The sequence below is a fragment of the Paucibacter sediminis genome, from assembly GCF_030254645.1.
Lineage (GTDB): Bacteria > Pseudomonadota > Gammaproteobacteria > Burkholderiales > Burkholderiaceae_C > Paucibacter_B > Paucibacter_B sediminis.
The window spans coordinates 4566352-4582752 of sequence record NZ_CP116346.1; the positions used below are offsets into that span (position 1 = coordinate 4566352).

Annotated in this window: 21 protein-coding genes; 4 read left to right on the plus strand and 17 right to left on the minus strand. The window is 69.9% G+C overall.

Annotated features, from left to right (window positions below; translation table 11 throughout):
- Nucleotides 1-21 precede the first annotated feature (21 nt).
- Nucleotides 22-792 (minus strand): class II aldolase/adducin family protein, encoded by a 771-nt coding sequence (locus PFX98_RS21130; RefSeq protein WP_285232455.1) that lies wholly within the window; start codon nucleotides 790-792, stop codon nucleotides 22-24.
- Between the two features lie 86 nt (nucleotides 793-878).
- Between PFX98_RS21130 and PFX98_RS21135 the strand changes: the two genes are divergently transcribed.
- Nucleotides 879-1583 (plus strand): Crp/Fnr family transcriptional regulator, encoded by a 705-nt coding sequence (locus PFX98_RS21135; protein ID WP_285232456.1) that lies wholly within the window; start codon nucleotides 879-881, stop codon nucleotides 1581-1583.
- Between the two features lie 57 nt (nucleotides 1584-1640).
- A complete protein-coding gene (locus PFX98_RS21140) occupies nucleotides 1641-2714 on the plus strand; it encodes a phosphotransferase (RefSeq protein WP_285232457.1) in 1074 nt (357 codons plus the stop codon).
- A 10-nt stretch (nucleotides 2715-2724) separates the two neighbouring features.
- On the opposite strand, the gene PFX98_RS21145 is transcribed toward PFX98_RS21140, so the two are convergent.
- Nucleotides 2725-3480 (minus strand): hypothetical protein, encoded by a 756-nt coding sequence (locus PFX98_RS21145; protein WP_285232458.1) that lies wholly within the window; start codon nucleotides 3478-3480, stop codon nucleotides 2725-2727.
- A gap of 60 nt (nucleotides 3481-3540) precedes the next feature.
- Between PFX98_RS21145 and PFX98_RS21150 the strand changes: the two genes are divergently transcribed.
- Entirely contained in the window at nucleotides 3541-4233 is a 693-nt protein-coding gene (locus PFX98_RS21150) for a glutathione binding-like protein (RefSeq protein ID WP_285232459.1), read from the plus strand.
- A 286-nt stretch (nucleotides 4234-4519) separates the two neighbouring features.
- On the opposite strand, the gene PFX98_RS21155 is transcribed toward PFX98_RS21150, so the two are convergent.
- From PFX98_RS21155 to flgB, 12 genes are read right to left on the minus strand one after another with little or no spacing between them, the layout of a single operon-like run.
- Complete coding sequence (locus PFX98_RS21155; protein WP_285232460.1) at nucleotides 4520-5560, minus strand: hypothetical protein; 1041 nt, start codon at nucleotides 5558-5560, stop codon at nucleotides 4520-4522.
- 10 nt (nucleotides 5561-5570) lie between these two features.
- Nucleotides 5571-6461 carry a flagellin N-terminal helical domain-containing protein gene (locus PFX98_RS21160; RefSeq protein ID WP_285232461.1) on the minus strand — a complete coding sequence of 297 codons (891 nt, stop codon included), beginning with the start codon at nucleotides 6459-6461 and terminating at the stop codon, nucleotides 5571-5573.
- 14 nt (nucleotides 6462-6475) lie between these two features.
- A complete protein-coding gene (gene flgK / locus PFX98_RS21165; protein WP_285232462.1) occupies nucleotides 6476-7864 on the minus strand; it encodes a flagellar hook-associated protein FlgK in 1389 nt (462 codons plus the stop codon).
- A 33-nt stretch (nucleotides 7865-7897) separates the two neighbouring features.
- Entirely contained in the window at nucleotides 7898-8218 is a 321-nt protein-coding gene (locus PFX98_RS21170; protein WP_285232463.1) for a rod-binding protein, read from the minus strand.
- The gene (locus tag PFX98_RS21175) at nucleotides 8218-9324 is read right to left on the minus strand and encodes a flagellar basal body P-ring protein FlgI (RefSeq protein ID WP_285232464.1); all 1107 of its coding nucleotides are present in this window, start codon (nucleotides 9322-9324) and stop codon (nucleotides 8218-8220) included. The genes PFX98_RS21170 and PFX98_RS21175 overlap by 1 nt, the downstream gene beginning before the upstream one ends.
- Before the next feature lie 12 nt (nucleotides 9325-9336).
- Nucleotides 9337-9990: a flagellar basal body L-ring protein FlgH gene (gene flgH / locus PFX98_RS21180; RefSeq protein ID WP_285232465.1), complete on the minus strand. Its 654-nt coding sequence runs from the start codon at nucleotides 9988-9990 to the stop codon at nucleotides 9337-9339.
- Nucleotides 9990-10778, minus strand: a complete 789-nt coding sequence (flgG, locus tag PFX98_RS21185; RefSeq protein ID WP_285232466.1) for a flagellar basal-body rod protein FlgG — start codon at nucleotides 10776-10778, stop codon at nucleotides 9990-9992. The genes flgH and flgG overlap by 1 nt, the downstream gene beginning before the upstream one ends.
- A 25-nt stretch (nucleotides 10779-10803) precedes the next feature.
- On the minus strand, nucleotides 10804-11529 hold the full coding sequence (locus PFX98_RS21190; protein ID WP_285232467.1) for a flagellar basal body rod protein FlgF: 726 nt from the start codon (nucleotides 11527-11529) through the stop codon (nucleotides 10804-10806).
- A 2-nt stretch (nucleotides 11530-11531) separates the two neighbouring features.
- Nucleotides 11532-12749 (minus strand): flagellar hook protein FlgE, encoded by a 1218-nt coding sequence (locus tag PFX98_RS21195; RefSeq protein WP_285232468.1) that lies wholly within the window; start codon nucleotides 12747-12749, stop codon nucleotides 11532-11534.
- 12 nt (nucleotides 12750-12761) lie between these two features.
- The gene (locus PFX98_RS21200; RefSeq protein ID WP_285232469.1) at nucleotides 12762-13427 is read right to left on the minus strand and encodes a flagellar hook capping FlgD N-terminal domain-containing protein; all 666 of its coding nucleotides are present in this window, start codon (nucleotides 13425-13427) and stop codon (nucleotides 12762-12764) included.
- 1 nt (nucleotide 13428) lies between these two features.
- The gene (gene flgC / locus PFX98_RS21205) at nucleotides 13429-13851 is read right to left on the minus strand and encodes a flagellar basal body rod protein FlgC (protein WP_285232470.1); all 423 of its coding nucleotides are present in this window, start codon (nucleotides 13849-13851) and stop codon (nucleotides 13429-13431) included.
- Between the two features lie 5 nt (nucleotides 13852-13856).
- Entirely contained in the window at nucleotides 13857-14222 is a 366-nt protein-coding gene (gene flgB, locus PFX98_RS21210; RefSeq protein WP_285232471.1) for a flagellar basal body rod protein FlgB, read from the minus strand.
- Here flgB and flgA point away from each other — a divergent pair.
- The gene (gene flgA / locus PFX98_RS21215; protein WP_285232472.1) at nucleotides 14221-14934 is read left to right on the plus strand and encodes a flagellar basal body P-ring formation chaperone FlgA; all 714 of its coding nucleotides are present in this window, start codon (nucleotides 14221-14223) and stop codon (nucleotides 14932-14934) included. The genes flgB and flgA overlap by 2 nt on opposite strands.
- Nucleotides 14935-14948: 14 nt before the next feature.
- On the opposite strand, the gene flgJ is transcribed toward flgA, so the two are convergent.
- Genes flgJ through flgM form a run of 3 tightly spaced genes read right to left on the minus strand, consistent with a single transcriptional unit; the run spans nucleotide 14949 to nucleotide 16400 of the window.
- A complete protein-coding gene (gene flgJ / locus PFX98_RS21220) occupies nucleotides 14949-15698 on the minus strand; it encodes a flagellar assembly peptidoglycan hydrolase FlgJ (RefSeq protein WP_285232473.1) in 750 nt (249 codons plus the stop codon).
- Entirely contained in the window at nucleotides 15685-16116 is a 432-nt protein-coding gene (gene flgN / locus PFX98_RS21225; protein WP_285232474.1) for a flagellar export chaperone FlgN, read from the minus strand. Before flgN ends, flgJ begins: the two co-directional genes overlap by 14 nt.
- On the minus strand, nucleotides 16113-16400 hold the full coding sequence (gene flgM, locus PFX98_RS21230; RefSeq protein ID WP_285232475.1) for a flagellar biosynthesis anti-sigma factor FlgM: 288 nt from the start codon (nucleotides 16398-16400) through the stop codon (nucleotides 16113-16115). The genes flgN and flgM overlap by 4 nt, the downstream gene beginning before the upstream one ends.
- Between the last annotated feature and the right edge of the window lies 1 nt (nucleotide 16401).

The window sequence follows — 16401 nt, forward strand, 5'->3', positions numbered from 1 at the left end:
CACAGTCAGGGTGTTGAAACCTTAGCTGGCGTAGCCGGGCAGGCGGCGATCCAGACGGCGCAGCAGCCCCGGCCAGGCCAGCGCCCCGCCCAGGCCCTTGGTCACCTGCGCGGCCTGCTGCTGGGCGCCGCCGATGATGGCCGGGTTCACCTGCACCAGCTCGCCGCCGCCACTTTGCGCGCGCAGCTGGATCGCGCACACGCTCTCGAACAGATACATCGCCAGAAAGGCATCGGCGACGCTGGCTCCCAGCGTCAGCAGGCCATGGTTGCGCAGCATCAGGTAGTTCTTGGCGCCCAGGTCGGCCACCAGGCGCGGCTTCTCGTCCTCGCGCAGCGCCACGCCCTCGTAGTCGTGATAGCCCAGGCTGGAGAGCACGAAGATCGACTGCTGCGAGAGCGGCAGCACACCGCCCCGCTGCGCCGACACCGCCACGCCGTTGAGCGTGTGCGTGTGCAGCACGCAGCCGGCATCGGCGCGCGCCGCGTGCACGGCGCTGTGGATGGTGAAGCCGGCCGGGTTCACCGGATAGGGGCTGTCGTCCAGCTTGTTGCCCTGCATGTCCACCTTCACCAGGCTGGAGGCGGTGATCTCCTCGAACATCATGCCGTAGGGGTTGATGAGGAACTGATCGTGCTGGCCGGGCAGGCGCGCGCTGATGTGGGTGAAGACGAGATCGTCCCAGCCGAACAGCGCCACCAGGCGGTAGGCCGCCGCCAGGTCCACGCGCAAGCCCCATTCGGCCGCGCCGAAACGCTGCTGACCCTCGAGTTGTTCGGCATCTGCGGGCATCTTGGTCTCCTGCTTCAGTAGGTTTTGGTGAGTCGTACACAATAGGGAAGGACGGCCATGTGGAGCTGTCACGTCAGCGACTAAGCATGAATAGCCCGGTTCTTACAATTCCCGAACGCAGCAACATCGAGTCGGGGTCGTGGTTCTCAAAACTCTCACTGCCCTTGCGCAGCGACATCCTCTCCCGTGCCACGGTCCGACGCCTCAGCGACGACGCCCTGCTCTCCTGCCGTGGCGAGCCGGCCGAGGAATGGGTGGGCGTGGCCAAGGGCGCGGTGCGCATCAGCTCGGTCTCGCTCTCGGGCAAGCAGATCACCCTTACTTATGTGGAGCCCGGCACCTGGTTCGGCGACATCTCGCTGTTCGACGGCCTGCCGCGCACCCACGATGCCACCGCGCATGGCGACACCACCCTGCTGGTGGTGCGCAAACCCGATTTCCGCGAACTGCTGGCGCGCCACTCCGAGCTCTACGAGGCGCTGCTGCGCCTGAACTGCCGGCGCCTGCGCCTGATGTTCGACGTGGTGGAAGACCTCAACACGCGGCCACTGGCCTCGCGCCTGGCCAAGCAGATCCTGCTGCTGGCGCGCAGCTACGGCGTGCCGCAGGGCGAGGAAATCCGCATCGGCCTGCAGCTGGCGCAGGAAGACCTGGCGCAGATGCTGGGCGCCTCGCGCCAGCGCGTCAACCAGGAGCTCAAGGGCTTCGAGCGCGACGGTGCGGTGCGCGTCGAGCCCACGCGCCTGGTGGTGCTGAGCAAGGAAAAATTGATGGCGATCGCCGCCAAGTAGCGAGCCCGGCCACGCCGCCCGGGTCGCCGCACTGAATTCACTGCAATCAGGAGACCCATGGAAGCGTTCACCGGCACCCGTGCCCCCTCACATTCGATCGACAACGAGGCCCTGGCCGCCTGGCTCGGCAGCCAGGTGCCAGGTTTTGCCGGCCCGCTCAGCATCGAGCAGTTCAAGGGCGGCCAGTCCAATCCCACCTACAAGCTCGTCACGCCGGGCCAGACCTATGTGATGCGCGCCAAGCCGGCGCCGGCGGCCAAGCTGCTGCCCTCGGCGCACGCCATCGAGCGCGAATACATGGTGATGCGCGCGCTGCAGGACACCGAGGTGCCGGTGCCGCGCATGCTGGCCTTGTGCGAGGACGAGAGCGTGATCGGCCGCGCCTTCTACATCATGGAGTTCGTGCAGGGCCGCGTGCTGTGGGACCAGTCCCTGCCCGGCATGACGAATGCCGAACGCGCCGCGCATTACGAGGAGATGAACCGCGTCATCGCCGCGCTGCACAAGGTCGACGTGCAGGCGGTGGGCCTGGCCGGCTATGGCAAGCCGGGCAACTACTTCGAGCGTCAGATCGGGCGCTGGAGCAAGCAGTACCAGGCCTCCATCACCCAGCCCATCGAGGCGATGGACCGCCTGATCGAATGGCTGCCGGCGCATATCCCCGAGTCGGCGCGCGACCCGCGCGAGGTGTCCATCGTGCATGGCGACTTCCGCCTCGACAACCTGGTGTTCCACCCCGCCGAGCCGCGCGTGCTGGCGGTGCTGGACTGGGAGCTCTCCACGCTGGGCCACCCGCTGGCCGACTTCAGCTACCACTGCATGTCCTGGCACATCCGCACCTCGGGCACTGCACGCGGCCTGGGCGGCGTGGACATCGCCGCGCTGGGCATCCCCGACGAGCAGAGCTATGTGCGCCGCTACTGCGAGCGCACCGGCCGCGTCGACCCGGCGCTGGTGACGAAGGACTGGAACTTCTACCTGGCCTACAACCTGTTCCGCATCGCCGCCATCCTGCAGGGCATTGCCAAGCGCGCCGAGGACGGCACCGCCTCAAGCGCCCAGGCGCGCGAGGCCGGCGCCGGCGCGCGGCCGCTGGCCGAGCTGGGCTGGCAGTTCGCGCAGCGCGGCTGAGCGCTGGCCTTCAGTGAGCCGGCCGCGCCAGCGGCGGCTCGTCCTCGGGCGTCTGGCTCTGCCAGGCCACCGAGGTGGTGGTGGGCCAGGGCCCGCCCTCGCTGAGGCGCAGATTGACGCGCTGGGCCGCGTGGCAGGCCACCTCCAGCAGCTTCACCAGCGACTGGATCTGCGGCAGCGAGGCCTCGGCCATGGTGGTGCGCAAATAGAGGTTGCCGCGCAGGCTCATCATCACGAAGGGCCGCTCGTCGGGCAGCAGGTCCTGACTGGCCTGGGCCAGCGCCTCGTTCAACTCGCCCTCCAGCCAGGCGGCCGGCAGTTCGCGCGTCACGCCCAGGGCGCCGAAGCGCTGGCGCACCAGTTTGGAGGTGAAGCCATTGAACTTGGGGAACATCACCAGCCAGCGCATCTCCTCCGGCGTGTCGGTGTCGACGCGGGTCTTGAGCGTGTCGGTATAGGCCTCGAAGACGGTCTTCTCCAGCGTCTCCATCAGCTGGCGGCACAGCACCATCATCTGCAGATCGCCGCTCAGGCGCAGCTCGCAGCGCATGCGCAGCTCATGGCCCGGCAGATAGCCGCGCTGCGACGGGCCCCACTCGATGCGCAGGGGCCCGGGCAAGGCGCGCGGGAACTCGAGCACGAAGCCCTCGCCGTCGCGCGAATGGCGCAGCCCACCGCCGCGGCCCTCGGCCCATTCGGCGATGGGCTTCCAGCGCGCCGCGTTGGCACGAGCCACAAACCATTGCTTGACTTGCTTAATTACCATGAGACGTGACAATGCGATGACAGCGTGAGAACCATCACCAGTGCAGGATGGAGCGACCGAATGATCGAAGTGTATTCATGGGCCACGCCCAACGGCCACAAGGTTCACATCATGTTGGAAGAATGCGCGCTGCCCTATCGGGTGATCCCCGTGGACATTGGCACGGGAGCCCAGTTCGACACCAAGTTCCTCACCATCAGCCCCAACAACAAGATCCCCGCCATCATCGACCCGCAGGGCCCCGATGCCGCACCGATCTCGCTGTTCGAATCCGGCGCCATCCTGCTCTACCTGGCCGGCAAGACCGGCAAGCTGCTGCCCGCCGACACGCGCGGCAAGTACGAGGTGCTGCAATGGCTGATGTTCCAGATGGGCAGCGTCGGCCCCATGCTGGGCCAGGCCCACCACTTCCGCATCTATGCGCCCGAGAAGATCGCGTACGCGATCGAGCGCTACACCAACGAGGCCAAGCGCCTGTACGGCGTCATCAACAAGCGCCTGGCCTCCAGCCGCTACATCGGCGGCAAGGACTACAGCATTGCCGACATCGCCGTCTTTCCCTGGCTGCGCTCCTGGAAGAACCAGGGCGTGGAACTGAAGGACTATCCGCACCTGAAGGGCTGGTTCGACGAGATCGCCTCGCGCCCGGCGGTGCAGCGCGGCGTCGAGGTGCTGGCCCAGCAGCGCAAGCCCTTGATGGACGACAAGGCGCGCGAGATGCTGTTCGGCGCCACCCAGTACAAGCGGCACTGAGCGGCGGCAGCGCCGGGCTTAGGGCCTGTTAACGCTACGCCGATGGGCCGCGAAGGCTCGCCTCGGCGGGCCAGGCTAGGCGCAGCGCGCCGCCCGCACTCGCGTGCGGGCCAGCGTTGCAACGACGCTTGGCCCGCCGAGACGAGCCTTCCCGCAGGGTTGTGGCCAGAAAGACCGCAGGCCGCGTTGCAAATCCTCGCCGGGTGTCCAACCCGGCTGCGGCTTGCGCCTTGCCTGCGGCCTTTCTGGCCGACAACGCGGCCCATTGGCGTAGCGTTAACAGGCCCTAGTCCCCCAGCAGCTGCTGCACGCATTCGCGGCGCAGGCCCTTGAGCGCCGGCGCCAGCGCCGCGTAGGTCTCGTAGTCCATCGGCTTGGCGGCGTCGCCATGTTCGGCAGCAAAGCCGGCGGCCAGGCCCTGCATCGCGGCGGCGCTGGCCCGTTCCTCGGCCTGGCCCGCCACCGGCTGCAGGCCGGCGACGCGCTCAGACAAACCCGCCCGCGCCTGCTGCAGCTGCAGCTGGGCCTGGGCCAGCCGAGCCAGGGTCTCGCGCTGTGCGGCCGCACCATCCAGCCGCCATTGCGCCGGCTGCAGCGCCTCGCCCAGTGGCTCCAGGCGCGCCCGCACCAGCTGCCCGCTGGGAAAGCGCCGGCCGTCGCCCCTCAGGCTGAGGCCCTCGCGCAGCACCGGCCAGGCGGCCTCGGCGACGCTGAACTGCAGCTCGCCGCCCGGGGCCGACACGCGCACGCCGGCGGGCGCGAGCAGCTGGTCGATGCGGCGCAGCTGCGCCTGCGGGCCCGCGGCGGGGTCGATCGGCACATTGATGGTGGCGGCACGGCCGGGCAGCGCCAGCCGCAGGGTCTCCGGGCCATCGTCGCGCAGCGAGGCCAGATCCAGGCCGCGGATCGCAAAGCGCTGGCGCGCCTGGCCGGGCTCCACCAGGCGCAGCTGTGCGTCCAGCACGCCGGCCTGCGGGCGCTGCTGCCAGGCCAGGGTCAGGTCTTGCAACCGCCGCTGCAGGGCGGCCGGCTCGGCCTGGGCCAGCAGATCGGCCTTGAAGCGCTGCAGCTGCGCCAGCAGGCCGTCGACATGGTCCAGCCCCTGCTGGTAGGCCGCGACGCGCTGCTGCAGGCCGGGCTCGCGGTAGGGGCTGGCCGGGCGTAGCGTGCGGCCGCCGCTGCCCTCGCTGGCGCTGGCGGCGGCGGGCTGGCGGCTCGCGGCCACGAGCTCGCGCGCCAGCGCCGGGCCGGCCAGCGGCGCCGCTGCGGCGCGGCCCGGCCCTTCGCCGCTGGCGCGCGGCGCTGCGAGTGCGGGGATGCTGCTCAAGGGTCCGGCCTCAGAGTGCGTCGAACAGGCTCAGGCTGCTGACGCGGGCATAGGCCTTCTGCGTCGCCTGCACCGCCTGGGTGTAGCTGTTCAGGCGCACCGCCGCCTCGCCATAGTCCAGCTGGCCCAGGCTGATGCTGGCCTGCTGGTTCGACAGCGTCACCGCGTCGTGGTTGTCTTCCAGCGTCTGCAGCACGGTCTGGCGCCCGCCCAGGGCGCCGATCTGGCCGGCGATGGTGGACAACATCTGGTCGATGCCGCTCAGCTGCGCGCTGGCGGTGCTGGCATTGCCGGCGCCCAGCTTGGCCACGGTGTCGTCCAGCTGGTTCAGAAAGGCGGTGATGCCGGCGACGCTGACATTTGCCGCCAGGCTCACGCCGTCGCCCACCGCCACGTCCTGGGTGACGGTGTTGATGCCCACGCCGCTGCTGTAGCGCGCCCCCGGCACCACCCCGGTCAGCTCCACCGTCGGCACCATCGTGGCGGTGCCCGAGAACAGATAGCGACCCTCGGCGTTCTTGCTGTTGATGGTGAAGAACAGGCTGTCGCGCAGCGCCGCCAGCGAGCCCGACATGGCCTGCAGGTCGGCGCTGGTGTTGGTGCCGTCGGCGGCCCAGACCATCAGATCGCGCGCCAGCAGCAGGTCCTGCTTCATGCCGTCCAGCGTCACCTCGTTGGTCTGCAGGCGCGTGCGCAGGCCGCTGATGTTGTCGCGGTACTGGTGCAGCGCCGCGCCCTCGCGCGCCATGCGCGCCAGTCGGATGGTGGCGATGGTGTCGTCCGAGGGCTTCATGACGCGCTGGCCGGAGGCCATCTGCTGCATCACGGTGCTGAGGCCGGTATTGGCCGCCTGCAGCGCGCTGCTCATGGTCTGGTGGTATTGATTGCTGGCAATGCGCATCTTGCTTCTCCGCTTCAGCCGACCATCGCCAGCGTGCTGTCGAACAGCTGGTTGGCCACCGCGATCACTTTCATGTTCGCCTCGTACATCTGCTTGAACTGCATCAGGTTGATCGCCTCTTCATCGCTGTTGACGCCGCTGGTGGACTTCCAGTTCTCCTGCGCCTGGTCGTGCACCGTCTGCGCGGTCTTCTGCGCCGCCTGGTTCTGCTGGCTGCTCACGCCCAGCCGGCCCACCAGCTGGGTATAGACATCGCCCAGCACCACCGCCACCGGCGCGACCAGGGCCTGGCCCGCGGTGTCGAAGGCGGTGAGGTTGATGCTCTGGCCCTTCAGCCCGATCAGGGCGGCCAGATTGCGGCTGTCGCCGGCCGCGCTGCTGGCTGCCGCCGTGCTCGAGAAGGCCAGCTGGCCGGCGCCGATGCCGCTCAGGCTCAGGCCGGACGCGCCATAGACGAACAGGTCCACGCCGGGCGTGCCGTCGGGCTGGAAGCCGGCCCGCAGCTGGGTGTTGAACTGGCCGGCCACGCCCTGCGCCAGCTCGGCGATGTTCTGGGCCAGCGGCTTGAGCAGCTGCTGCTCGAAATCGTCCAGCCCGCCCAGCTGGCCGCCCAGGCCATGGCCCAGCACCTTGAAGGCGGTGTTGGCGAACTGCAGCCGCATGCCGCTGGCGTCCTGGCTCAGCTGCGCCGCATCGCTGGCGGCCACCAGCGGCTGGCCGTTCTTCAGCGAGACGCTGCGCGTGCCGTCCGGCAGGTCCACCACCTGCACGCCCACCAGGGCCGCCAGCGCATCGGTCTTGAGGTCGCGCGCGTCCAGCAGGCCGGCGGCGTTGATATTGCTGCCGCGGCTGGCGGCGATCTGCGCGTTGAGCAGGGCGATGTCGCGGCTGATGCTGTTGATCTGGTCGAGCGCCGCGCCGCGCTGCTCGATCACCGCGTTGCGCTGGTTGTCCAGCAGGCGCTGCAGGCTGCCGAAGCGCTTCACCAGGCCGTCGGCGGCGGTCAGCACCTGCTCGCGCAGCGGGCCCGAATCGGGTTGCACGCTGGCGGCGTTGAGCGCGGCAAAGAAATCGTCCAAGCCCTTGTTGATGTTGGAGGTGTCGTCCGACATCACCTGCTCGAGCTGGTTGAAATAGGCCTGCGTGCTGTTGGCCTGGCCGAGGTTGGCACTGGCCTGCCAGAGCTGCAGGTTCTTGTAGCCGTCGCTGAAGCGCAGCAGCGCCGACACCGCCACGCCGCTGCCGGCCTCGGTCGTGCCGGCGCGCTGCGGCTGCACCGAGCTCAGCAGCACGCCCTGGCGCGAGTAGCCCGGCGTCATCGCATTGGCGATGTTCTGGCTGGCGCCGCTCAGCGCGGCCTGGGCCGCCTGGGCACCCGAGAGGGCGTTGTAGATCATGGACATGGCGGACTCGCTCGCTAGGTGGGCTTCAGGAGCTCAAGGCGACGCCTTGGGCCCGGCACTTAAATCGGCCGGCAGCAGCTGCTTGAGGATCACGTCGGCAATGCCGAAGGCGCGCTGCTGCGCCATGCTGTCGGCCACCAGGCCATCGGCCAGGTCCTGCATGTCCTGGTTGACGCGGTTCTTGAACACGCTGCCCTCGTCGGCCAGCTCGCGCGTGGCCGCACGCATCTGGCTGAGCATCTGCTTGATGAAGAAGGCCTCGAACTTCTCGGCCGCCTGGCCGGCCTTGGCGCGCAGCAGCGCGTCGTCGCCGGCGGCGCCGGGCTGGGCATCGGGATGGAGCTGGATGGGCATCAGATCACCTGCAGTTCGCCTTCGATCGCGCCGGCCTGGTCCAGGGCCTGCAGGATGGCCATGATGTCGTCCGGGTTAGCGCCGATGCTGTTGATGGTGTCGACGATGGTCTGCAGGCTCACCCCGACCGGCCAGCGGAACATGCGGCCCGAGCCCTGCTCCACCGCCACGCGCGATTGCGGCGTGACCTTGGTGTCGCCGCGGCCGAAGGCATTGGGCTGGCTGACCTGCGAACTCTCGCTGATCACCACCTTGAGCGAGCCATGCGAGACCGCCGCCGGCCGCACCCGCACGCCCTCGGCGATCACCACCGTGCCGGTGCGCGAGTTGAAGATCACCTTGGGGTTCTCGCGGCCCTGCTCCACCTCCAGCTGCTCGAGGCCCGCCATGAAGGCGACGCGCTCGGTCGGGTCGGCGGGCGCCTGCACCGCCACACTGGTGGCGTCGCGCGTGCTGGCAATCGCGCCGAAGCGCTTGTTGATGGCCTGCACGATGGCGGTGGAGGTCTGGAAGCTGGGGCGCTTGAGGCTCAGATGCACCTGCTCGCGGCTGTCGAAATCGGTCTCGATCTCGCGCTCGATGCTGGCGCCGTTGGGGATGCGGCCGGCGGTGGGCGTGTTGACGGTGACGCTGGAGCCGCTGGCGCCCTGGGCGCTCAGCCCCCCCACCACCAGATTGCCCTGGGCCAGGGCATAGACCTCGCCGTCGGCGCCGTAGAGCTGGCTCAGCAGCAGCACGCCGCCGCGCAGGCTCTTGGCATCGCCCAGCGAGGACACCGTCACGTCGATGGACTGGCCGCGCCGGTAGCCGCTGGGGAACACCGCGCTGACCATCACGGTGGCGACATTGCGCGACTTGGAGTCGGTCTTCTCGGGCAGCTTGACGCCGAACTGCTTGAGCAGGTTCTGCACCGACTGGCCCGAGTACTTGACCTGGCTGCTGTCGCCGCTGCCGTTCAGGCCGACCACCAGGCCGTAGCCGATCAGCTGGTTGTCACGCATGCCTTCCACGCTCACCAGCTGGCGCAGCAGCCGCGCCGCCTGCACGGGCTGAACGAGCGCCAGCAGGCTGCCCAGGATGAGGCCGGAGATCCAGGTTTTGTTCATGGCTGCTCTCGATCAAAGAGGCATCAGCGGGCTGTTGAAGAAGCGCGTCAGCCAGCCGGGGGTGTTGCTGTCGGCCAGCGTGCCCTGGCCGCTGTAGAGGATGCGGGCATTGGCCAGGCGCTGCGAGGACACGCGGTTGTCACTGTCGACGTCGGCGGCGCGCACATAGCCGCTCACGCGGATGATTTCCTCGCCCTGGTTCAGGTAGAGGTTCTTGTCGCCATGCACGCGCAGCAGGCCATTGGCCAGCACCTCGTGCACCACCACCGTGATGGCGCCCTGCAAGGTGTTTTGCTGGCTGCTCGAGGCGCTGCCGTTGAAATCGCGCTGCGCGCCGGCGCTCAGGTCCAGCTTGCCGATCTTGGCCGCCGTCTGCAGGCCGGCGCTGCTGGTCTTGCCCAGCTGGGTGTCGGCGCGCTTGCTCGCCTGCGTGGTCTCCAGCAGCACCACGGTCAGCACATCGCCGGGGCGGAAGGGGCGGCTGTCCGCGGTCAGCGAGGCGGCGCGCTCGCTCACGAACAGGCCGCCGGCCTGGCCGCGCGCCGGCCGCGCCAGCGGTTGCAGGGGCAGCGGCTCGAGCTCGCCGCGCGGCAGCGGCGGCGGCTGGACCGCCGCGCAGGCGCTCAGCAGGACGGCCGCGGTGGCGGCTAGCAGGCGCGCGCTCATCAGCGCACCGCCTGGGCCAGGTACTGCAGCATATTGTCGGCCGCCGACAGCACCTTGGTGTTCATCTCATAGGTGCGCTGCGCGGCGATCATGTCCACCATCTCCTCCACCACCTGCACGTTGGAGCCCTCCAGCGCGCCCTGCTTGAGCTTGCCCAGGCCATCGGCGCCGGGCACGCCCTCGGCCGGCGCGCCGCTGGCGCTGGTCTCCTGGTAGAGGTTGTCGCCCAGCGCCAGCAGGCCGGCGGGGTTGACGAAGTGGGTCAGCTTGAGCTGGCCCAGCTCGGTGGGCGTGGTGTTGTTGGCCAGCGTGGCCGAGACCATGCCGTTCTCGCCGATCGTGATGGCGCTGGCATTCGCCGGCACGCTGATCTCGGGCTGCAGACGCAGGCCCTGGGCATTCACCAGCTTGCCCTCCGCATTGATCTGCAGCTGGCCGGCACGCGTGTAGGCGGGCCGGCCGTTCGGGCCGTCCACCTGCAGAAAGCCCTGGCCCACCACCGCCACGTCGAGCGACTGGCCGGTGGTCTGCAGATTGCCGGTGGTGAAGACCTTTTGCGTGCCCACCATGCGCGTGCCGTTGCCGAGCTGCACGCCGGCCGGGCTGGCGTTGTTGTCGTCGCGCGCCGCGCCGGGCTGGCGCTCGACCTGGTAGAACAGGTCCTCGAACATCACGCGGTCGCGCTTGAAGCCCACCGTGTTGACGTTGGCGAGATTGTTGGCAATGGCCTGGAGCTTGGCGTCCTGCGCCTGCACACCGGTCTTGCTGATCCACATCGCTGGATTCATGGGGTACTCCTTGGCTTTCTTGCGCTCACTCGCGCATCAATCGGTTGCCCGCGTCGGCCATGCTGTCGGCCGCCTTGAAGAGCTTCATCTGCAGCTCGAAATCGCGACTCAGGCTCATGGTCGCGACCATCTCCTCCACCGCCGAGACATTGCTGGATTCCAGGTGGCCGGCGTTCAGCTGCACCGTGGTGTCGGCGGCGAGTTCGCCGCCCTGGCGCGGCACCAGCAGGCCGGCCTCGTTCTTGGTCAGCTCGCCCATCGCGGGCTTGACCAGCTTGAGCCGGTCCACCGGCTGCATCTCGGTCTGGCCGGCGGCCAGGATGGAGATCACGCCGTCCTTGGCGATCGCCAGCTTGCTGTGCGGCGGCAGCACGATGGGCCCGCCATCGCCCAGCACCGCACGCTCGCCCAGCATCAGGCCGCCCTCGGCATTGAGGCTGAAGTTGCCGGCGCGGGTATAGGCCTCGCCCTCGCCCGACTGCACGGCGAACAGCCCCTCGCCCTGCACCGCCACATCGAGCTCGCGCCCGGTGTCGCGCTGCGTGCCCTGGCGGGCGCTGACGGCGTCGGCCTGCAGCTCGCTCATGTGGCGGGCCGCATAGCCGTAGCCGGCCACCTGCTGGCGGCCGGTCAGCTCGACATTGCCGCGAAAGCCCGGCGTCTCCAGATTGGCCAGGTTGTTGGCATGCACCTGTTGCGCACGCAGGGCGCGCTCGGCGCCGCTCATGACGGTGTAGATCAGAGCGTCCATGCTCAGATGGCCTGCATGAGCGTTTGCATCATCTCGTTCTCGGCCGAGATCACCTTGGTATTGGCCTGGTAATTGCGCTGGGCCGACATCAGGTTCACCAACTCGCCGGTCATGTCCACATTGGACTGCTCGACCGCGCCGGTGCTCAGCTTGGAGGCGGTGGCCGAGCCGGGGCGCGAGAACAGCGCCGTGCCGGTCGCGCCATTGGCCTCCCAGCTGGTGTCGCTGATGGCCTTGAGCGCGTCCTCGTTGGCAAAGGTGGCCAGGGCCACGGTGCCCACGGTCTGCTTGAGGCCGTTGCTGTAGGTGGCCAGCACGCTGCCATCCTCGGCCAGCGAGGTGCCGGTGAGGGTGCCGGCGGCATAGCCGTCGGCGGCGTTGCCGAGCGTGGTGGTGTCGCCGGCGAACTGCGTCGTGCCGCTGTAGTCGATCGTGATGGCGAGCGCGGCCGCGCCCGCCGGGGCGGCGCCATAGGGCACCGGCGCCAGCGGTGCGGTGAGCTGGCCGTTGACGTCGAAGCTGAGCGCCTGCGGGCCGGTGGGCGCCGCGCCGTCGAAGCTGTAGTGCACATCCACCGCGTTGGCGGCGGTCTTCACGAAGTACTGCGTCACGCTGTGCTTGGCGCCCAGCGAGTCGTACAGCACCGAGGTGATCGAGCTGTTGAAGGTCTTGGGGTCGGTGGGGTCGAAGGCCGGCAGCGGGCCGGGTGCGCCCGGCACCTTCCAGTCGGCCGAGAGATTGCCGCTGAAGGCCAGCTTCTTGCTTGCCTCGGCACCGATCTGGCCGGTGGGCACCTTGAGGTCGCCCAACGCGCCCAGGCCGGCGCCCGGCACCGGCTTGCCGGCGGCGTCCAGCACCGCGGCGTAACCCTGCGCCCTGCGGCCCAGGCTGTCGACCACATAGCCGTCCTTGTCGGCGCTGAAGATGCCCACGCGGGTGTAGACCTGCTGGCCCGCGCTGTCGCGCACCGCGAAGAAGCCGCGGCCCTGGATCATCGCGTCCATGCCGCGGCCGGTGCTCAGCAGGCCGCCGCCCTTGGCCATGCTCTGGGTGCTGGACGAGACCTCGGCGCCGATCGCCTGCGTGCCCGCCACCATGGCGGAGAAGTTGGCGCGGCTGGACTTGAAGCCATAGGTGCCGGCGTTGGCGATGTTGTTGCTGATGGCTTCCAGGCTGCCATTCACCGCATTGATGCCGGAGCGTGCGATTTCAAAACTCATGATGTGGGCCTTTCAGTGGCTGGGGGTCGCGGCGCGGCCGCGGAATTGGGTGATGGCCTCGGGGCCGACCTCGGCCAGCGTGCCCAGGGCCAGCAGCACATTGCCGCCGGCGCCCAGCTTCACGCGGCTCAGCTCGGTCACCAGCTCGAGCGGGGCGACTTCCTTGCTGTCGGTCTCGATGCGCAGGCGGTAGTCGCCCGGGCTGAGGCCCAGCTTGACGGGGTCCAGCAGATAGCTGGACTCGCCGGCCGGGCGGCTGCCCAGCGCAATGCGCTGCGTCTGACCATCGCTGCCGGTGAGCAGCAGGCTGGCCTCGGCGGCCGGGCTCTGCAGGCTGAAGCTGGTCTGCACCGCGCCCTGCGCCAGGTGCAGCTGCTCGACCTTGGCCTGCACCAGGCTGCCCACCTGGGCGCCCAGGCCCAGCATCTGCAGGCTTTGCAGGCTGGCGCTGTTGCTGCTGCCCTGGCTGGCGAGCTTCTGCAAGGCCTCCATCTGGCTCAGCTGGGTGAGCTGGTTGACGAAGGCGCTGGGGTCGGCCGGCGAGAGCGGGTCCTGGTTCTTGATCTGGGCCACCAGCAAGGTGGTGAACAGATTCGACATGGCGCCATTGCCCGCCACCTCGCCGCCGGCGGCACTGCCGGCCGCGACGTTCGTGTTGTTGCTGACTGCGCTGCTCATCTCAGCCCTCCCCCAGGCGCAGCAGCGACTGCTGCATGGACTTGACGCGGCCCAGCACCTCGACATTGCTCTCGAAGGCGCGCGAGGCCGAAAGCATGTCGGTCATCTCGGCCACCGAGTTGACGTTGGGATAGAACACCATGCCCTCCGCGTTGGCGAGCGGATGGCCGGGCTCGTAGACCTTGCGCAGCGCCTCGCTGCTTTCCACCACGTCCAGCACCTGCACGCGGCTGCCGGCCAGCTGCTGCTCGCCCTGGCCGCTGGCGGCGAGCGCGGCAAACACCGGCTTGCGGGCGCGGTAGGTGTCGGCCTCGTTGCCGCTGGCCGATTGCGCGTTGGCCAGATTGCTGGCGATGGTGTTCATGCGCACGGTCTGGGCCGACATGGCCGAGCCGGCGATCTGGCTGATCTGTTTGAATGACATGCTTGTCACTGGCCGGCGATTGCCTTGGCCAGCCCCTTCAGTTGCAGGTTCAGGAAAGTCAGGCTGGTCTGGAAGTCGGAGGCGTTCTGTGCGAACGCCGCCTGCTCCACGCCCAGCTCGACGCTGTTGCCGTCCTGTGCCGGATGGAAGGGCACGCGATACTTGAGTGCATCGGCGCCGCTGTCCAGCGCCAGTCCATCCCCGCCGTCCTGCTGGGCCTGGCGCAGCGAGGCGGCAAAATCGAGATCGCGCGCCTGGTAGCCGGGCGTGCTTTCGTTGGCGATGTTGGAGGCCAGAATCTTGGTTCTCTCGGCTCGCAGTCGGAGCGCGTCGGGGTGGATACCGACCGCCTTGCTGAAATCAATGCTCATGCGCTTCCTTTGCTCCTTCGTGATAGGTTTCATGCCGCTGCTGGCCGGCGCGGCGCAGGCACAGCAAAGCCTGGACACGCAGGCCCTGGCGTTTGCGCGCCAGAGCCTGCTGGCGCAGGCGCAGCGCGAGGGCCTGCAGGCCCCCGAGCTGCAGCTGCGCGTGGCGACCCCGCCCAGGGCCAAGAGCGTGCCCGGCTGCGCGGCCGGCTGGCAGCTGCAGCTGCTGGACACGCGCTTCCTCAGCCGCCTGCGCCTGGCGGCACGCTGCCCCGGCGACGAGCAGGCCGCACAGGAGCTGGTGCTGCGCGCCGAGCTCAGCGCCGAGGTGCTGGTGGCCGCCGCCGCCCTGCCCTCCGGCCGGCCGCTGGCCGAGGCCGATCTGCGCCTGGAGCGGCGCGCGTTGACGCAGCTGGGCGAGGCGCTCTCCGATCCGGCCGCGGCCCTGGGCTTGAGCCCGCGCGCCGGCCTGCGCGCCGGCCAGGCGCTGCTGCGCAGCCAGCTGGCCGAGCCCCTGCTGATCAAGCGCGGCGAGGCGCTGCGCATCGTCGCGCGCAACGGCGGCATCGAGGTGCATGCCAGCGGCGAGGCGCTGGAGGCGGGCCACCGCAACGAAACCGTGCGGGTGCGCAACACCAGCACCGGCCGCGTCATCGCCGCCCGCGTGCTCGGCCCCGGCCTGGTGGAACCGGCCGAACTCTCGCCCCAGCCCTGATTGCCGCCGCGCGTTCATAGGCCCGCCTTGATGCGCGCGGCCACGCGCGTGAGCTTGTCGGCATAGGCCGGATCGGTGGCATAACCGCCGCGTTGCAGGGCCTGGCCGTAGGCGCGTGCGTCCGCACCGGTCTGCAGGGCATCGCGGTAGCGCGGGTTGTCCAGCAGCAGCTGGGTCAGATCGCGGAAGGCGGCACCGGCATCCGCATAGCTGCGGAACTTCTCCTGGCGCGCCACCGGCTGGCCCCGCTCGTATTCGGTGGTGGCGCTGAGCGCCACCTCGCCGCGCCAGCCGCCGCCGGCCTTGATGCCGAAGAGGTTGTGGCTGTCGCTGCCATCGGCGCGGCGGATCGCCTGCTGGCCCCAGCCCGACTCCAGCGCCGCCTGCGCCGCCAGCACCTCGGGCGCCACGCCCAGGCGCGCCGCCGCGGCCTGGGCATGCGGCACGATGCGCTGCACGAAGGCGGCGCCGTCCGCCGGCAGCGCGGCCTGGCTCGCCTGGGCGGCCTCGGCGCCCTCCACCTCGAGCCGCGCGGCGGCGGCTTGCGCACGCGCCTGGCCCCAGCGGCCTTCCGGGCTCAGCGCCGCGCCGGCCTGGGCCGGGCTCGCGCCATCGCCGCGCTCGATGAACTGTTGCACCTCGCCCTGCAGCTGGCGGAACAGCGCGCTGAATTGCGCGCCGGAGGCGCTCGGGCGCACACCCGCTTCGGCGGCGATCTGGCCACTGATCTGCGCCCCCAGGGCGCCGAGCTCAAGGCTGCGCATAGAGCTCCCCTTCCTGACCCAGCAGGCGCTGCATCAGCCCATGCTGCTCGATGATGAGCGTGCAGTTGCGCTGGTTGAGCGCCTTGCAGTCGCGGATCTGCTGCTCCAGCTCGGTCCAGACGCCGGCCAGGCGCTCGCCCGGGCCGGCCGGCAGGCGCTGCAGCAGGGCCGCCAGGCTGGGCGGCTGCGCGCGCCCCAGTAGGCGCAGCAGCAGCTCGCCGCGCTCGACGCGGCGCTGCTCCAGCTCGCCCACCTGGGCGCCGATCTGCTCGGCCAGGCTCAGCAGGGCCGCCGCATCGTGGCGCAGCGCGCCCTGGAACTGCGCCTCCAGCAGGCCGCGCAGGCCCGCATAGCCGGCGCGATCGGCCTGCAGGCCGCGCAGCAGGTTCAGCAGGGCCTCGTGCGGCGTGCCGTTCATCCGCGGCCCCCGTGGTAGCGCTGGATCAGGGCCGCCAGGCGGCCGGCGTCGAAGCTGATCTCGCCGCGCGCCAGCGCCTCGCGCAGCGCCGCCACCTTGGCCTGGTCGATCTCGGGCAGCTCGGCCAGCGCCTGCTGGGCCGGCTGGATGAGGTCGGACACCAGCGCCGCCGCGGCCGCGCCGGCGCCAGCGGGCGCGGCCACCGGGTCGAGCGGCGCCGGCGCGCCGGCCGGCTGGCTTTCGGCCGGGCCGCCGAGCGGATGGTTGGATGCTGTGACTCTCATG